This is a genomic window from Enterobacter sp. KBR-315C3_2022 (assembly GCF_041399425.1).
Lineage (GTDB): Bacteria > Pseudomonadota > Gammaproteobacteria > Enterobacterales > Enterobacteriaceae > Enterobacter.
This window is the reverse complement of sequence record NZ_JBGKEB010000002.1, coordinates 229928-246402: the sequence shown is the minus strand read 5'-3', so window position 1 is coordinate 246402 and position 16475 is coordinate 229928. Positions and strand designations below refer to the sequence as shown.

General features: G+C 59.0%; 14 protein-coding genes. 2 read left to right on the top strand and 12 right to left on the bottom strand.

The genetic code is table 11. The features are described from left to right. Positions 1–17 precede the first annotated feature (17 nt). A complete protein-coding gene (locus AB8804_RS03960; RefSeq protein ID WP_371183292.1) occupies positions 18–479 on the bottom strand; it encodes a GNAT family N-acetyltransferase in 462 nt (153 codons plus the stop codon). Between the two features lie 71 nt (positions 480–550). On the opposite strand from AB8804_RS03960, the gene rnz reads away from it, so the two are divergent. Next, positions 551–1468, top strand: coding sequence for a ribonuclease Z (gene rnz, locus AB8804_RS03955; protein ID WP_371183290.1), 918 nt, complete (start codon positions 551–553; stop codon positions 1466–1468). A gap of 64 nt (positions 1469–1532) precedes the next feature. Further along, a complete protein-coding gene (locus tag AB8804_RS03950) occupies positions 1533–2537 on the top strand; it encodes a chemotaxis protein (protein ID WP_371183289.1) in 1005 nt (334 codons plus the stop codon). 89 nt (positions 2538–2626) lie between these two features. Here the strand turns inward: AB8804_RS03950 and nuoN are convergent, their stop codons facing one another. From nuoN to nuoC, 11 genes are all read right to left on the bottom strand, one after another. Further along, positions 2627–4084 (bottom strand): NADH-quinone oxidoreductase subunit NuoN, encoded by a 1458-nt coding sequence (gene nuoN / locus AB8804_RS03945; protein ID WP_371183287.1) that lies wholly within the window; start codon positions 4082–4084, stop codon positions 2627–2629. A 6-nt stretch (positions 4085–4090) separates the two neighbouring features. Then, complete coding sequence (gene nuoM, locus AB8804_RS03940; RefSeq protein WP_371183285.1) at positions 4091–5620, bottom strand: NADH-quinone oxidoreductase subunit M; 1530 nt, start codon at positions 5618–5620, stop codon at positions 4091–4093. Positions 5621–5769: 149 nt separating this feature from the next. After that, positions 5770–7611 carry an NADH-quinone oxidoreductase subunit L gene (gene nuoL / locus AB8804_RS03935; protein WP_371183283.1) on the bottom strand — a complete coding sequence of 614 codons (1842 nt, stop codon included), beginning with the start codon at positions 7609–7611 and terminating at the stop codon, positions 5770–5772. Beyond that, positions 7608–7910, bottom strand: a complete 303-nt coding sequence (gene nuoK / locus AB8804_RS03930; RefSeq protein WP_006176506.1) for an NADH-quinone oxidoreductase subunit NuoK — start codon at positions 7908–7910, stop codon at positions 7608–7610. Before nuoK ends, nuoL begins: the two co-directional genes overlap by 4 nt. Then, entirely contained in the window at positions 7907–8461 is a 555-nt protein-coding gene (nuoJ, locus tag AB8804_RS03925; RefSeq protein WP_010433354.1) for an NADH-quinone oxidoreductase subunit J, read from the bottom strand. Before nuoJ ends, nuoK begins: the two co-directional genes overlap by 4 nt. 10 nt (positions 8462–8471) lie before the next feature. Then, complete coding sequence (nuoI, locus tag AB8804_RS03920) at positions 8472–9014, bottom strand: NADH-quinone oxidoreductase subunit NuoI (protein WP_010433353.1); 543 nt, start codon at positions 9012–9014, stop codon at positions 8472–8474. 13 nt (positions 9015–9027) lie between these two features. Next, on the bottom strand, positions 9028–10005 hold the full coding sequence (gene nuoH, locus AB8804_RS03915) for an NADH-quinone oxidoreductase subunit NuoH (RefSeq protein ID WP_112010361.1): 978 nt from the start codon (positions 10003–10005) through the stop codon (positions 9028–9030). Further along, positions 10002–12725 carry an NADH-quinone oxidoreductase subunit NuoG gene (gene nuoG, locus AB8804_RS03910; protein ID WP_371183278.1) on the bottom strand — a complete coding sequence of 908 codons (2724 nt, stop codon included), beginning with the start codon at positions 12723–12725 and terminating at the stop codon, positions 10002–10004. Before nuoG ends, nuoH begins: the two co-directional genes overlap by 4 nt. Before the next feature lie 53 nt (positions 12726–12778). Next, positions 12779–14116, bottom strand: coding sequence for an NADH-quinone oxidoreductase subunit NuoF (gene nuoF / locus AB8804_RS03905; RefSeq protein ID WP_371183276.1), 1338 nt, complete (start codon positions 14114–14116; stop codon positions 12779–12781). Further along, positions 14116–14616, bottom strand: coding sequence for an NADH-quinone oxidoreductase subunit NuoE (nuoE, locus tag AB8804_RS03900; RefSeq protein ID WP_371183274.1), 501 nt, complete (start codon positions 14614–14616; stop codon positions 14116–14118). The genes nuoF and nuoE overlap by 1 nt, the downstream gene beginning before the upstream one ends. Positions 14617–14618: 2 nt before the next feature. Next, a complete protein-coding gene (gene nuoC, locus AB8804_RS03895) occupies positions 14619–16421 on the bottom strand; it encodes an NADH-quinone oxidoreductase subunit C/D (RefSeq protein WP_371183272.1) in 1803 nt (600 codons plus the stop codon). Positions 16422–16475: the final 54 nt, after the last annotated feature.

Below are 16475 nucleotides of genomic sequence, written 5' to 3'. Positions count from 1 at the left end.
TAGACAACGACAGCGGTTTACGCCTGCTTCGCTTCCCGCGCCATGCCCACGTGCGGAATGCCGTCTTCGTCGTAAACGTCCGTTACCGGGCTAAAGCCAAAGTGGGCGTAAAAACCCTGCAGATGCGCCTGCGCGCCGAGGTATAACGCCTTGTCCGGCCACTGTTTTTCGCAGGCTTCCAGCGTTTTCTCCATCAGCTGATAGCCCAGCTTTTCGCCGCGCGCCCTGCCGCTGATAATTACGCGGCCAATGACCACGGGCTCGACGTCGCTGTCGCTTTTCAGAATCCTCGCATACGCCACCAGCTCGCCATCTTTCCAGCCGAGGATATGGCGGTTATCACCGACCAGATCGTCGCCGTCGATGTCCTGATACGGGCAGGTTTGCTCAACGACAAACACCTCGCAGCGCAGCCTGAGGAGCGCGTAAAGGGACGGTACGGTCAGCTCGCTATGGTGTAAATTTTGCCACTCGATCATGTCGGTCTCCTTCCTGGGGTTCACCACGTTATACTAAACACCTTCCTGTTCGGCAAAGGGCTGATTGCATTATGGAACTGATTTTTCTGGGGACGTCCGCCGGCGTGCCAACCCGCTCGCGCAACGTGACCGCCATGCTGCTGGATTTACAGCATCCGACGCGGGCAGGCCTGTGGCTGTTCGACTGCGGCGAGGGCACGCAGCACCAGCTGCTGCGCACCGCCTGGCATCCCGGCAAGCTGGATAAAATATTTATTACCCATCTGCACGGCGATCACCTGTTCGGCCTGCCGGGCCTGCTGTGCAGCCGCTCGATGGCAGGGATTGCGCATCCGCTGACGATCTACGGTCCGCAGGGCATCGCGGAATTTGTTGAAACCACGCTGCGCCTCAGCGGCTCGTGGACCGATTACCCGCTCGAGGTGGTGGAGATTGGCGAAGGCCTGGTCTTTGAGGACGAGTGCTACAGGGTGACCGCCCGGCAGCTCAATCATCTCGTTGAGTGCTACGGCTACCGTATCGAAGAGCATGACCGACCCGGCGCGCTCGACGCCGCTGCGCTTATCGCCGACGGCGTCAGGCCGGGGCCGCTGTTCCAGCGCCTCAAGCAGGGCGAGACCGTGACGCTGGAGGACGGGCGCGTCGTCAACGGGCGAGACTATCTTTCCCCACCGCAGGCGGGCAAAAAGCTGGCTATTTTTGGCGATACCGCCCCCTGCCCGTCGGCCCTGCTGCTCGCGCAGGGCGTGGACGTGGCGGTGCATGAAGCCACGCTCGAAGCAGCAATGGAGGAGAAGGCCAACGGCCGCGGGCACAGCTCAACCCATCAGGCCGCGCAGCTGGCGCGCGACGCGGGCGTGGGGAAATTGATCGTGACTCACGTGAGCTCGCGCTACGACGCGCGGGGCGGCGAAAGCCTGCTGGCGGAGTGCCGGGCGGTGTTCGACAACTGCATGCTGGCTGAAGATTTTACCCAGGTCAGCGTTTAGCCCTTCATTTTTCCCCCGGAATGCCGATAACGATTAAAAGGGCAGCATTTCACTTGAGGGTAGAATGGATAATTTCCAGAAAGATATTGATGACAGGGCGAATCTGACCCTGTCGAACCGTTTTGAGCTGTTGCTGTTCCGTCTCGGCACCTCGTTGAACGAAAACAAATCCGAGCTGTTTGGCATTAACGTGTTTAAGCTGCGCGAGATCGTACCGATGCCGGAGTTCACGAAGCCTGCGGGCATGAAGTCTCCGCTGATGGGCATGGTGAACATTCGCGACCAGGTGATCCCGGTGATTGACCTCGCCGCCGTCGCCGGATGCAAACCGACGACCGGGCTGAACATTCTGCTGATCACCGAATACGCGCGCAGCGTACAGGCGTTCGCCGTGGAATCCGTTGAGAACATCATGCGTCTGGACTGGAAGCAGGTTCACGCGGCGGAGACGGCGGTCAGCGGGCGCTACATCACCAGCATCGCCTGTCTGGACGAAAAGACCGATACCAACGATCTGGCGATGGTGCTGGACGTCGAGCAGATCCTGTATGACATCACCCCGGCGAACCACGATCTGCACGCCACGAATCTGCAAACCACCCAGTTCAACATCAAGCCGGGCGCGGTCGCCATCGTGGCGGAAGATTCTAAAGTCGCGCGCTCGATGCTGGAGAAAGGCCTGGAAGCGATGTCTATTCCGGCGCAGCTGCACATCACCGGCAAAGACGCGTGGGAAAAAATTGGCGTGCTGGCCGCGCAGGCGCAGGCGGAAGGGGTGCCGATTACCGATAAAATCGCGCTGGTGCTGACCGACCTCGAAATGCCGGAGATGGACGGTTTTACGCTGACGCGCAAGATTAAGTCTGACCCGGTGCTGAAGGATATTCCGGTGGTGATCCACTCTTCCCTTTCCGGCAACGCCAACGAAGACCATATTCGCAAGGTGAAGGCCGACGGCTACGTGGCGAAGTTTGAGCTGAACGAGCTGTCGTCGGTGATTGGAGAGGTGCTGGACCGTTCGATGAAGAGGATTGACGGGCCGTTAATTAGCAGGAAGCAGCTGGCCTAGGTTTGTGCGGGCTGGTGCCCTCACCCCGGCCCTCTCCCACGGGGAGAGGGAGAAAACAAAAAAAACCCGCCGAGGCGGGTTTTTTATTTTTACATCAGCGGCATCGCTCGCTGCACGATATCAATCAGCGGCTGCGGATAGATACCGAAGATCAGCACCAGCAGCGCGGAGATCAGCACCACGATACCGCCCGCGCTGTACTGCCAGTTGGACGGCGCATCGCGGTTGAGCTGCTGAGGCGCGCTCAGGTACAGGCTCACGGCAACGCGCAGGTAGTAGTACAGACCAATCGCGGAGCCGATCACCACACCGGCGGTCAGCCACCACAGGCCCGCGTGCACACCGACGGCCAGCACGTAGAACTTACCGATAAAGCCCAGCGTCATCGGGATACCCGCCAGAGAGAGCATCATCACGGTCATCACCGCAGACAGAATCGGACGGTGCCAGAACAGGCCGCGGTAGGAGAACAGCGAGTCTGCGTCCGGGCCACGGTACGGGCTGGACATCAGGCTCACCACGCCGAACGCGCCGAGGCTGCTGAACAGGTAACCGGCCAGATAGACGCCTACGGCTTCCATCGACATTTCACCGCTCTGCAGCGCAATCAGCGCCACCAGCAGGTAGCCCAGATGGGAAACGGACGAGTAGCCCAGCAGACGCTTGATGTTGGTCTGGCTCAGCGCCATCAGGTTACCGAAGATGATGGAGACGAACGCGATGATGCCCAGCACCACGCGAACCGCTTCGCTATCGCCCACCGGCGCGTACAGGAACAGACGCATCACCACGCCGAAGATGGCGATTTTACTCGCCGTCGCCAGGAAGGTAGAGACCGGCGCAGGCGCGCCCTGGTATACGTCTGGCGTCCACAGGTGGAACGGCACCAGAGAGAGCTTGAAGCCGAGGCCCACAATCATCATGCCCAGACCCGCCAGCAGCAGCGGCTCGTGCAGCATGCCATCGCCGAGGCTCTTGCCAATGGCCAGGAACGACAGGTTACCCGTCTGCGCGTACAGCAGCGCGATACCGAACAGCAGGAACGACGACGCGGCGGCGGACAGAATGGTGTACTTGATGGCCGCTTCCAGAGAGCGCTTCTGACGGAAGGCGTAGCCAATCAGGCCGAACAGCGGCAGAGAGATAAGCTCAATGCCGAGGAACAGCGCGGCCAGATGGTTCGCATTCGCCAGCAGAATGCCGCCCAGCGCGGCAATCAGTACCAGCAGGTAAAACTCTTCTTTGTTGTCGTTGTAGCCTTCAAGCCACGGGTACGCAAAGGTGCAGGTTGCCAGGCTCGCCAGCAGAACCAGACCGGTATACAGCATGGCATAGCCGTCAACGCGCATCAGCGGGGTGACGTCCATCGCGCCCGCCTGGCCAACAAACCAGAGGGACACCAGCGCAGCGTTCAGACCCAAAACGGACAGGGTCGCATTCAGGAAGTGATTGCGTCGCCACGCAATGGAGAGCATCACAACCACCACCGTCAATCCGACGATCAGCAGCGGTAGCAGCGCGATCAGTTGTTGTGGAGTTATTGTCATGGCGAATTACGGCCTTGTAGTAGAAGCAGAATTAACAAACCACTGCTGGATGTTACCCATCGCGGAATGCGAGGTATCCAGAATCGGCTGCGGATAGAAGCCCAGCAGCACCAGCAGTACGACCAGCAGCAGGATGATGAACAGCTCGCGCAGCGACATCCCCGGCAGTTCTTGTGCAGCAATTTCGCTCTTCGCTTTACCGAAGTAGGCGCGATGCAGCATCGCCAGCGAGTAGACGGAGGCGAACACCAGGCCAAAGGTGGAGATGACGGTAATCATCGGAACCACTTTGAAGCTGCCGAACAGAATCATAAATTCGCCGACGAAGTTACCGGTACCCGGCATACCCAGCGTCGCCACTGCGAAGAACATGGAGAGCGCTGGCAGCCATTTCATCTTGCCCCACAGGCCGCCCATCATGCGCATGTCGCGGGTGTGCAGACGCTCGTACAGCTGGCCGCACAGGATGAAGAGACCGGCAGCGGACAGGCCGTGTGCAATCATCTGGATCACCGCGCCCTGGTACGCCAGCTGGCTGCCGGTGTAGATAGCAATCAGCACGAAGCCCATGTGGGAAACGGAGGTGTAGGCAATCAGACGCTTGATGTCGTACTGCGTGAAGGCCATCCACGCGCCGTAGAAGATACCGATCACGCCCAGCCACATGGCAATCGGCGCAAACTCTGCGGACGCGTTCGGGAACAGCGGCAGCGCGAAGCGCAGCAGGCCGTAGGCCGCGGTTTTCAGCAGGATGCCCGCCAGGTCAACGGAACCCGCCGTTGGCGCCTGAGAGTGCGCGTCCGGCAGCCAGCCGTGCAGCGGAACCACCGGCATTTTCACCGCAAAGGCGATGAAGAAGCCGAGCATCAGCAGGTATTCAACGCCGTGCGACATCGGGGTGTTCAGCAGGTCTTCGTAGTTGAAGGTCCAGACGCCCGTGGCGTTGTGGTGTACGAACACCAGCGCCAGAATCGCAATCAGCATCACCAGACCGCTCGCCTGGGTGTAGATGAAGAACTTGGTTGCCGCCGTGATGCGCGTTTTACCGTCGGACGCCTTATGGCCCCACAGCGCGATCAGGAAGTACATCGGCACCAGCATCATCTCCCAGAAGAAGAAGAACAGGAACATGTCGATGGCAAGGAACACGCCGATCACGCCGCCCAGGATCCACATCAGGTTCAGGTGGAAGAAGCCCTGGTATTTTTCGATTTCTCGCCAGGAGCAAAGCACCGCCAGAACGCCGAGCAGGCCGGTCAGCACCACCATCAGCAGCGACAGACCGTCGATAGCCAGGTGGATCGTAATGCCGAAGCGCGGGATCCACGGCAGGATGAACTCTGACTGCCACTGCGGAATGCCCGCAGACTGGGTCAGAGAATAGCCACCCTGCAACCACAGTTGCAGGCCAAGCGCGAGCGTCAATCCCATGGTGATCAGCGCGATCCAGCGCGGCATCTTCACGCCAAAGCGTTCAGTCTGCCAGCACAGGAAGCCGCCGATGAAGGGAATTAATATTAGCCAGGGTAGTAACATGGCGATTTTTATTCCTTGTTAAAGTCCTTTAGGGACCGATTTTCAACAAATTCACGCATTAGTGCGGTATGTGGTGTCGGGTGGCGCTCACGCGTACCCGACCTACGGTCTCGTAGGCCCGGTAAGCGCAGCGCCACCGGGCAAAACCACTATCGCAATACCATCAGCAGCGCCAGCACGACAACCGCGCCGATGCTCATGGACGCCACATACCAGCGCAGGTAGCCGTTCTCGCTGTACAGCAGGCCTTTACCTGCAAAGCGGGAAAGGATCGCCGGGATGTTCATCAGGCTGTTCAGCGGATCGCGCTTCAGCAGCCACGCGATGCCCAGGAACGGCTTAACGAAGATCATGTCGTACAGCCAGTCGAAGCCCCACGCGTTGTACCACCAGGTGCCCAGCAGGCGGCCCGGCGCGCTGTTGGCAACGGCGGTCACCAGCGTGCGTTTGCCCAGCCACAGCCATGCTGCGATCAGGATGCCCGCGATAGCGACAACGCCGGAGGTGATTTCAAGCGTCAGAACGCGACCGTGCTCAAGCTCGGTGGTGGCCGGCAGTACGCCCTGCAGCGGTGGCACAATCATCGCGCCAACGAAGGTGGACAGTACCAGCAGCACAATCAGCGGCAGGTGGTGAGTAATCCCCTTCCCTGCGTGAGCGTGAATTTGTTCTTTACCGTGGAAGACGATGAAAATCATACGGAAGGTATAAAGAGAGGTCATGAACGCACCGACCAGACCCGCAACCATCAGATTGATATGACCATTCGCCATGGCGCCCGCAAGGATTTCGTCCTTACTGAAGAAGCCCGCGGTAATGAGCGGCAGCGCCGCCAGCGCCGCGCCGCCTACCAGGAAGCAGGCATACACCAGTGGGATGGACTTACGCAGTCCGCCCATCTTGAAGATGTTCTGCTCGTGGTGGCAGGCCAGAATTACCGAACCGGATGAGAGGAACAGCAGCGCTTTAAAGAACGCGTGCGTCATCAGGTGGAAAATGGCCGCATCCCACGCCTGAACGCCCAGCGCCAGGAACATGTAGCCAATCTGGCTCATGGTGGAGTACGCGAGAACGCGCTTGATGTCGGTCTGAACCAGCGCGGCAAAGCCTGCCAGCACCAGCGTCACCGCACCGACGATACCCACCAGATGCAGAATTTCCGGGGTCATCAGGAACAGGCCGTGGGTACGCGCAACCAGGTAAACGCCCGCGGTCACCATGGTCGCGGCGTGGATCAGCGCGGAGACAGGGGTTGGACCCGCCATCGCGTCGGCCAGCCACGTTTGCAGAGGCAGCTGCGCGGATTTACCCACGGCGCCGCCCAGCAGCATCAGCGTTGCCCACCACAGCATGTCGTTGCCTGCAGCGAAGTGTGCTGGCGCCAGCTCCACCATTTCGCGGAAGTTCAGCGTGCCCAGTTCGTTGTAGAGAATGAACAGCGCGAAGGCGAGGAAGACGTCACCCACGCGGGTCACGACGAACGCTTTCATGGCCGCTGCGCCATTCTTCGGATCGGTATAGTAGAAGCCGATCAGCAGGTAAGAACACAGACCCACGCCTTCCCAGCCGAGATACATCAGCAGCAGGTTATCGGCCAGCACCAGAACCACCATGCTGGCGATAAACAGGTTGGTGTAGGCGAAGAAGCGGGAGTAACCCTCTTCACCGCGCATATACCAGGAGGCGAACATGTGGATCAGGAAGCCGACGCCGGTCACCACGGAGAGCATGGTCAGGGAAAGACCATCCAGCACCAGGTTAAAACCGATGTTGAAATCACCGACTGACATCCAGGTCCACAGCGGCACGCTGAAGGCCTGACGTCCATTGTTAAAGAAGTCGATACCCGCATACGCCGTGACCAGCGCAGACAGGCCGATTGAGCCGATGCCGACGGTTGCAGACAGATTCTCGGACCAGCGGCCGCGAGAAAACGCCAGCAGCACGAAGCCAATCAGCGGAAAAATAATGGTTAAGGCAAGCATGTTCATCCACGCAACTCACTTACTGAATCGATGTTCAGGTTCTGGCGGCGACGATGGAGCTGCAGCAACAGCGCCAGGCCAATACTCGCTTCGGCAGCCGCGAGGCTGATGGCGAGAATGTACATCACCTGACCGTCGGCCTGGCCCCAGTAGCTCCCGGCGACCACGAAGGCCAGCGCGGAGGCGTTAATCATGATTTCCAGACCGATCAGCATAAACAGCAGATTGCGGCGGATAACCAGACCGGTTAAGCCCAGGACGAACAAAATCGCAGCGAGGATCAGTCCATGTGTTAAGGGGATCATGCGCGCTCCTCCGTTTTTCTTTTCGCGCGGTCGTCAGTGCGGTTGCTCAGCACCTCGCCGACACGCTCTTCGCGGCCAACGTGGAAGGCAACAACCAGGCCCGCCAGCAGCAGCATTGACGCCAGTTCAACCGCCAGAACGTACGGGCCGAACAGGGCAATACCTACCGTTTTGGCGCTGATCGGCGTGCCGTCGATGCCCTGATCGTTTACGCCCAAAATGGCGTACACAATCACCACCAGCATGATGGCCGACAGAATCGCCGGGCCAATCCACACCTGCGGTTTCAACCACTGGCGTTCCTGCTCAATTTCAGAGCCGCCGAGGTTCAGCATCATCACCACGAAGACGAACAGCACCATGATGGCCCCGGCGTAAACGATGATTTCCAGCGCACCGGCGAAGTGCGCGCCGAGCGCGAAGAACACGCCCGAAATGGCCAGCAGCGAAATGATTAAATAGAGCAGCGCATGCACCGGGTTGGTGTGCGTAATCACTCGCAGCGTAGCCAGGATGGCGATAAGGCCACAGATATAAAAAGCGAATTCCATTGCCCTCTCCTTACGGTAACAGGCTCTTGACGTCGATAGGCTTAGCTTCGTTCTCTGCTTCGCCCTTATCTTTGCCGTCGATTGCCATACCCGCCATCCGGTAGAAGTTATATTCCGGGTATTTGCCCGGACCGGAAATCAGCAGATCCTCTTTCTCGTACACCAGGTCCTGACGCTTGTACTCACCCAGTTCGAAGTCTGGAGTCAGCTGAATCGCCGTGGTTGGGCACGCTTCTTCGCACAGGCCGCAGAAGATGCAGCGTGAGAAGTTGATGCGGAAGAACTCAGGGTACCAGCGGCCGTCTACCGTCTCTGCTTTCTGCAGGGAGATACAGCCAACCGGGCACGCTACCGCACACAGGTTACAGGCAACGCAGCGCTCCGAACCGTCCGGATCGCGCGTCAGCACGATGCGGCCACGGTAGCGCGGCGGCAGATATACCGGCTCTTCCGGATACATCTGGGTTTCGCGTTTGGCAAACGCGTGCAGGCCGATCATCCAGATACTGCGTACCTGGGTGCCGAAGCCTACCAATAATTCTTTTAAGGTCATGGTCTATAGCCCCTTATGGCTGCTGCCAGAGAATGACAGCCGCCGTTACCAGCAAGTTGACGAGCGTCAGCGGCAGGCAAATTTTCCAGCCGAAGGACATTACCTGGTCATAACGAGGACGCGGTAACGACGCACGAATCAAAATGAACATCATCATGAAGAACGCGGTTTTCAGCGCGAACCAGATGAACGGCGGTAAGAACGGGCCATGCCAGCCACCAAAGAACAGCGTTACCATCAACGCGGAAATGGTGACGATACCGATGTATTCGCCCACGAAGAACAGGCCGAACTTCATGCCGGAATATTCAATGTGGTAACCGTCGGCCAGTTCCTGCTCGGCTTCTGGCTGGTCAAACGGATGGCGGTGACACACCGCCACGCCCGCGATAGCAAAGGTAATAAAACCAAAGAACTGTGGAATCACGTTCCAGATGTCGGCCTGGTTGTTGACGATGTCGGTCATGTTGAATGAACCGGCCTGAGCCACCACGCCCATCAGGGAGAGCCCCAGGAACACTTCGTAGCTCAGCGTCTGCGCGGAAGCACGCATCGCACCCAGCAGCGAGTATTTGTTGTTACTGGACCAGCCTGCGAACAGCACCGCGTAAACCGCGAGGCCTGCCATCATCAGGAAGAACAGAATGCCGATGTTCAGGTCAGCCACAACCCAGGTCGGGCTGACGGGAACGATCGCAAACGCCAGCAGCAGCGAGGTGAAGGCGATCATCGGGGCCAGAGTAAAGATCACGCGGTCCGAGAAGCGCGGGATCCAGTCCTCTTTAAAGAACATCTTGATCATGTCCGCCACCAGCTGGAGTGAACCACCCCAGCCCACGCGGTTCGGCCCGTAACGGTTCTGGAACAGGCCGAGCAGACGACGTTCACCAAAGCTCATGAACGCGCCGCAGGTGACCACCACCAGCAGGATAACGACTGCTTTCAGAATGCTCAGCAGGATGTCGATAAGATCCGGCGTTAACCAACTCATGCTTTTGCCTCCTGCAGGTTATCAAGACGCGCACCCGCCAGTACCGGCGCGATGCCAGGCATACCCATCGGCAGACCCACCTGCCCTGCCGTCAGGCTTTCAGAGACGATCAGCGGCAGGCTGATCGTCTGGCCGTCGTAGCTAAAGGCCACGTTCGCGCCCGCGTTGACGCCAAGCTTCGCGGCGTCCGCCGGGTTAAGCTTGATGTACGGCTGCGGCATACGGGTCTGGAAGACCGGAGAACGCTGGGACAGCTCGTCGCTACCGAACAGATGGTAGTAAGGCGCAATGCGCCAGCTTCCTTCCTGAGCCTCAAAGCTCGCCGGTACGCTGGTGAAGAAGTCCAGGCCGGTTTCGGTCGCTTCAATCAGGCGCACGCCCGGATCGCCGTGGCGCAGAGAACCGCCCACTTCGGCCTGGAATTTGTTCCATGCCTGCGGGGAGTTCCAGCCCGGAGCCCATGCGAATGGAACCTGTGAGCGCGGCGCAGACGGCTGGTTGTTCCCTTCCATTGAGAAGGCAAACATGGTGTCTTTGTCCTGCGGCTGACGAGGCTCATGCACGCTGATGTTGGCGCGCATCGCGGTACGACCGCTGTAGCGGTGCGGCTCACGCGCCAGTTTCTGACCGCGAATGCGGAAGCTTGCGTCAGGCGCGGCGTCTTTGATACCCGCCAGCTGAGGCAGTTTTTCGACTACCGCGTCGATAACGTGATCGAGCTGCGTCCAGTCCACCTCGCGGCTCTGCACGGTGCTGTGCAGGGAGTGCAGCCAGCGCCAGCTTTCCAGCATCACGGTGTTGCTGTCGTAGTAGGCCGGGTCATACACCTGGAAGAAGCGCTGCGCGCGGCCTTCGTTGTTGATAACCGTTCCGTCGCTTTCGGCGAAGCTTGCCGCAGAGAGCACCAGGTGCGCTTTGTCCATAATCGCGGTGCGCTGATGGTCGATAACCATCACCAGCGGCGCCCTTGAGAGCGCGGCGTCAACGCGCGCGGCAGAGGCGTGGCGATGCAGGTCGTTTTCCAGCACTACGACGGCGTCAGCAGAACCGGACTCCAGCTCGCTTAACGCGTCTTCCAGCGAACCGCCGCCAATCATGCCCAGACCGATGCTGTTTACCGCGCGGGCGATCATGGTGATCCCCACGTCCGCGCCGCGGCCCTTCAGGGCTTTAGCAACGTTTGCTGCGGCCTGAACGATCTCCGCGCTGCCGGCGTTGGTACCGGAAATAATCAGCGGTTTCTTCGCGCCCGCAAGCGCCTGAACGATCACGTCGACCTTGCTTTGCAGGTCGCGATCCAGCTCAACGGCCGGCGCGCTGTTGTCCAGGGCGTGGGCAATCGCAAAGCCGAGACGCGCCTGATCTTCAACCGGCGCGCAGTAGGTCCACGCGGCGATGTCGTCCAGACGGGTGTTGTCGACGTTGGTCACAAACAGAGGATGCTTCGCGCGCTGGCCGATGTTGAGGATTGCCGCAATCTGCCAGTCAGCCACTTTCTGCGCCGCTGCCATTTCACGCGCTTTGCCTTTCACCGCCTGGCGAACCGCCAGAGCCGCGCGAGCGCCGGTCTGCGTCAGGTCTTCACCCAGCACCAGGACCGCATCATAAGATTCGATTTCGCGCAGCGCAGGGGTATGAATACCGCCTTCACGCAGCACTTTCAGCACCAGCTGCAGACGTTCCTGCTCGCCCTGGGCGATACCGGTGTAGAAGTTTTCCGCCCCAACCAGCTCGCGCAGCGCGAAGTTGCTTTCGATGCTGGCGCGCGGAGAGCCGATGCCGATGACTTTCTTCGACTGGCGCAGAATATCCGCCGCGCCCTGCATCGCCTGCTCGGCGTTCAGGGTGATCACGTCATCGCCACGGCGCTGAACCGGCTGACGCGGACGGTCTTTCAGGTTCACATAGCCATAGCCGAAACGACCGCGGTCGCAGAGGAAGTAGTGGTTAACGGTACCGTTGTAGCGGTTTTCGATACGGCGCAGTTCGCCGTAACGCTCGCCCGGGCTGGTGTTACAGCCGAGGGAACACTGCTGGCAGATGCTTGGCGCAAACTGCATGTCCCACTTACGGTTGTAGCGCTCGGAGTGAGTTTTATCCGTGAAGACGCCGGTCGGGCAGATTTCTACCAGGTTACCGGAGAATTCGCTTTCCAGCACGCCGTCTTCAGGACGTCCGAAGTAGACGTTGTCATGCGCGCCATACACGCCCAGATCCTGACCGTCCGCGTAGTCTTTGTAGTAACGCACGCAGCGGTAGCAGGCGATGCAGCGGTTCATTTCGTGAGAGATGAACGGCCCCAGGTCCTGGTTACGGTGGGTACGCTTGGTAAAGCGATAGCGACGGAAGCTGTGGCCGGTCATCACGGTCATATCCTGAAGGTGGCAGTTGCCGCCTTCTTCACAAACCGGACAGTCGTGCGGGTGGTTAGTCATCAACCACTCGACCACGCTTTCGCGGAACTGTTTGGCTTCTTCGTCATCAATCGAAATAAAGGTGCCTTCGGTGGCTGGCGTCATACAGGACATCACCAGGCGACCACGCGTGTCTTCCGCGTTTTGATATTGCTTCACCGCACACTGGCGGCAAGCACCGACGCTGCCCAGCGCCGGATGCCAGCAAAAATACGGAATATCAAGGCCGAGCGACAGACAAGCTTCTAGCAGGTTGTCCGCCCCGTTGACCTCGTATTCTTTGCCGTCTACATGAATCGTAGCCATTAGCATGCTTCCAGTTGGCTCGAATTGCTCCGAGCGTTAATCAAAATTCTGTTTTACCAGCGCGCTTTCAGCAGGTTCGGCTGAATCCCATTGATGGCATGGGTATTGCTGAACGGCTGCTTGATGCCTGCTTCAAATTCTTCGCGGAAATATTTAATCGCGCTCTGCAGCGGCTCAACGGCGCCCGGTGCGTGGGCACAGAAGGTTTTGCCCGGCCCTAAGAATCGACACAGTTGCTCAAGTGTTTCGATATCCCCAGGCTGGCCTTCGCCACGTTCAAGCGCGCGCAGGATCTTCACGCTCCACGGCAGACCGTCGCGGCACGGCGTGCACCAGCCGCAGGACTCGCGGGCAAAGAACTCTTCCAGGTTACGCACCAGCGGGACCATGCCGATCTCGTGGTCGACGGCCATCGCCAGCGCGGTACCCAGACGGCTGCCCGCTTTGCCGATGCTTTCAAATTCCATCGGCAGGTCAAGGTGGGATTCGGTCAGGAAGTCTGTCCCTGCCCCGCCCGGCTGCCAGGCTTTGAACTTCAGGCCATCGCGCATGCCGCCCGCGTAGTCTTCAAGAATTTCGCGCGCGGTGGTACCGAACGGCAGTTCCCAGACGCCAGGATTTTTTACGCGACCGGAGAAGCCCATCAGCTTGGTACCGGCATCTTTGCTTGAGGAGATGCCCTGATACCACTCCACGCCGTTAGCGAGGATCGCCGGAACGTTACACAGGGTTTCGACGTTGTTTACACAGGTCGGTTTACCCCATACGCCGGAGCTTGCCGGGAACGGTGGCTTAGAACGCGGGTTCGCGCGGCGGCCTTCGAGGGAGTTAATCAGCGCGGTTTCTTCACCGCAGATGTAACGCCCTGCCCCGGTGTGCACGAACAGTTCGAAATCAAAACCGGTGCCCAGAATGTTTTTGCCCAGCAGGCCCGCTTCGGTAGCTTCCGCAATCGCGCGACGCAGGTTTTCCGCCGCTTCGATGTATTCGCCGCGCAGGAAGATGTAGCCACGGTAGGCTTTCAGCGCGAACGCGGAGATCAGCATGCCTTCTACCAGCAGGTGCGGCAGCTGTTCCATCAGCAGGCGGTCTTTATAGGTGCCCGGCTCCATTTCATCGGCGTTACACAGCAGGTAACGGATGTTCATGGATTCGTCTTTTGGCATCAGGCTCCACTTCAGGCCGGTGGAGAAGCCCGCGCCGCCGCGCCCTTTCAGGCCAGCGTCTTTAACCGCGTTAACGATCTCATCCGGTGCCATGCCGCCCAGCGCTTTACGCGCGCCGGCATAGCCATTTTTCGCCTGATACTCTTCCAGCCACACCGGCTGCTTGTCGTCGCGAAGACGCCAGGTCAGCGGATGGGTTTCAGGAGTCAGAATAATATTTTTCATTATTTATACTGCTCCAACAGGTCAGGAATCGCTTCCGGCGTCAGATGGCTGTGAGTGTCCTCATCAATCATCATGGTCGGCCCCTTGTCGCAGTTACCCAGGCAGCAGGTTGGCAGCAGGGTAAAGCGCCCGTCGAACGTCGTCTGGCCCGGCTTGATATTGAGCTTCTTCTCAATGGCGGCCTGAATGCCCTGGTAGCCGGTGATGTGGCAGACCACGCTGTCGCAGTAGCGGATCACGTGGCGGCCGACCGGCTGGCGGAAGATCTGGCTGTAGAACGTTGCCACGCCTTCCACGTCGCTTGCCGGAATGCCCAGCACCTTTGCGATCTCGTAGATCGCGCCATCGGGCACCCAGCCACGCTGTTTCTGTACGATTTTCAGCGCTTCAATGGACGCCGCACGCGGGTCTTCGTAGTGGTGCATCTCGTGCTCAATGGCGGCACGCTCTGCTTCACTCAGCTCAAAAGCCTCGGTTTGTTGTTGTTGATTCTCGTGCATAATTAGCGGTCCACGTCTGACATAACAAAATCGATACTACCCAGATACACAATCAGGTCAGAGACCAGGCTGCCGCGAATGGCCGCCGGGATCTGCTGCAGGTGCGCATAGCTCGGCGTACGAATGCGCGTACGATAGCTCATGGTACTGCCGTCACTGGTCAGGTAGTAACTGTTAATACCCTTGGTCGCTTCAACCATCTGGAAGGATTCTTGCGCCGGCATGACCGGACCCCAGGAAACCTGCAGGAAGTGGGTGATCAGGGTTTCGATATGTTGCAGCGTGCGCTCTTTCGGCGGCGGCGTCGTCAGCGGATGATCCGCCTTGAACGGGCCTTCCGGCATGTTGTCGAGGCACTGCTGGAGAATGCGCAGGCTCTGGCGCAGCTCTTCCACCTTCAGCATCACGCGGGTGTAGCAGTCAGAAACGCCGCCGCCAACCGGGACCTCAAAGTCGAAGTTCTCATAGCCAGAGTAAGGACGGGCTTTACGCACGTCGAAATCAATACCCGCGGCGCGCAGGCCCGCCCCCGTAGTGCCCCACTCCAGCGCTTCTTTTGCGTTGTACGCGGCGACGCCCTGAGAACGGCCTTTGAGGATGGTGTTACGCAGCGCGGCTTTCTCGTAAGAATCCAGACGCTTCGGCATCCACTCCAGGAACTCGCGCAGCAGGCGGTCCCAGCCGCGCGGCAGATCGTGCGCCACGCCGCCGATGCGGAACCAGGCCGGGTGCATACGGAAACCGGTGATCGCTTCGACCAGATCGTAGATTTTCTGACGATCCGTAAAGGCAAAGAAGACCGGCGTCATCGCGCCAACGTCCTGAATAAACGTGGAGATGTACAGCAGGTGGCTGTTGATACGGAACAGTTCGGACAGCATGACGCGGATTACGTTAACGCGATCCGGAGTCACGATACCCGCCAGCTTTTCAACGGCCAGCACGTATGGCATCTCGTTAACGCAGCCGCCGAGGTACTCGATACGGTCGGTATACGGAATGTAGCTGTGCCAGGACTGACGCTCGCCCATCTTCTCGGCGCCACGGTGGTGGTAGCCGATATCAGGCACGCAGTCGACAATCTCTTCGCCATCAAGCTGGAGAATAATACGGAACGCACCGTGCGCAGACGGGTGGTTTGGACCGAGGTTGAGGAACATGAAGTCCTCGTTTTCGGTGCCGCGCTTCATGCCCCAGTCTTCCGGTTTGAAGGTCAGCGCTTCCATCTCCAGATCCTGCTTGGCTTTGGTCAGCTCAAACGGATCGAATTCGGTGGCGCGTGCCGGGTAGTCTTTACGCAGCGGGTGACCGGTCCAGGTCTGCGGCATCATAATGCGCGTCAGGTGCGGGTGGCCGTCGAAGGTCATACCGAACATTTCCCAGGTTTCACGCTCATACCAGTTGGCGTTCGGGAAAAGTTTAGTGATCGTCGGCAGGTGCATGTCGTTTTCAGACAACGCCACCTTGAGCATAATATCCGTGTTGCGGTCTATTGAGATCAGGTGGTAGAAAACGGAAAAATCCGCAGCAGGGAGACCCTGGCGGTGCGTGCGAAGACGTTCATCCATGCCGTGTAAGTCAAACAGCATGACGTACGGTTTTGGCAATTTCTTGAGGAAATCGACCACTTCCAGTAATTGTTCACGCTTGACCCAAACAACGGGTACCCCGGTGCGGGTAGCCTGAACAGTAAAGGCATCCGGCCCAAAACGGTTGCGCAGTTCGCCAATAACTGGGTCATCGAGATGATCCCGTGTTTGCCAGGCGGCTTCTTGCGCGGTTAAGTCGGTCATATTGTTCACCATTGCAAATGGTCCGTGGTGACTGTTAAGCCTGGCTTCGCGCTATTTGAGTAGTGA

Excerpts from the sequence above, each read along its gene's own strand:
- nuoJ (WP_010433354.1), bottom strand. The coding sequence starts at position 8,461 with ATGGAATTCGCTTTTTATATCTGTGGCCTTATCGCCATCCTGGCTACG.
- nuoH (WP_112010361.1), bottom strand. The coding sequence starts at position 10,005 with ATGAGTTGGTTAACGCCGGATCTTATCGACATCCTGCTGAGCATTCTG.
- nuoM (WP_371183285.1), bottom strand. The coding sequence starts at position 5,620 with ATGTTACTACCCTGGCTAATATTAATTCCCTTCATCGGCGGCTTCCTG.
- AB8804_RS03950 (WP_371183289.1), top strand. The coding sequence starts at position 1,533 with ATGGATAATTTCCAGAAAGATATTGATGACAGGGCGAATCTGACCCTG.
- nuoI (WP_010433353.1), bottom strand. The coding sequence starts at position 9,014 with ATGACCTTAAAAGAATTATTGGTAGGCTTCGGCACCCAGGTACGCAGT.
- nuoC (WP_371183272.1), bottom strand. The coding sequence starts at position 16,421 with ATGGTGAACAATATGACCGACTTAACCGCGCAAGAAGCCGCCTGGCAA.
- nuoK (WP_006176506.1), bottom strand. The coding sequence starts at position 7,910 with ATGATCCCCTTAACACATGGACTGATCCTCGCTGCGATTTTGTTCGTC.
- AB8804_RS03960 (WP_371183292.1), bottom strand. The coding sequence starts at position 479 with ATGATCGAGTGGCAAAATTTACACCATAGCGAGCTGACCGTACCGTCC.
- nuoE (WP_371183274.1), bottom strand. The coding sequence starts at position 14,616 with ATGCACGAGAATCAACAACAACAAACCGAGGCTTTTGAGCTGAGTGAA.
- nuoF (WP_371183276.1), bottom strand. The coding sequence starts at position 14,116 with ATGAAAAATATTATTCTGACTCCTGAAACCCATCCGCTGACCTGGCGT.
- nuoL (WP_371183283.1), bottom strand. The coding sequence starts at position 7,611 with ATGAACATGCTTGCCTTAACCATTATTTTTCCGCTGATTGGCTTCGTG.
- rnz (WP_371183290.1), top strand. The coding sequence starts at position 551 with ATGGAACTGATTTTTCTGGGGACGTCCGCCGGCGTGCCAACCCGCTCG.
- nuoG (WP_371183278.1), bottom strand. The coding sequence starts at position 12,725 with ATGGCTACGATTCATGTAGACGGCAAAGAATACGAGGTCAACGGGGCG.
- nuoN (WP_371183287.1), bottom strand. The coding sequence starts at position 4,084 with ATGACAATAACTCCACAACAACTGATCGCGCTGCTACCGCTGCTGATC.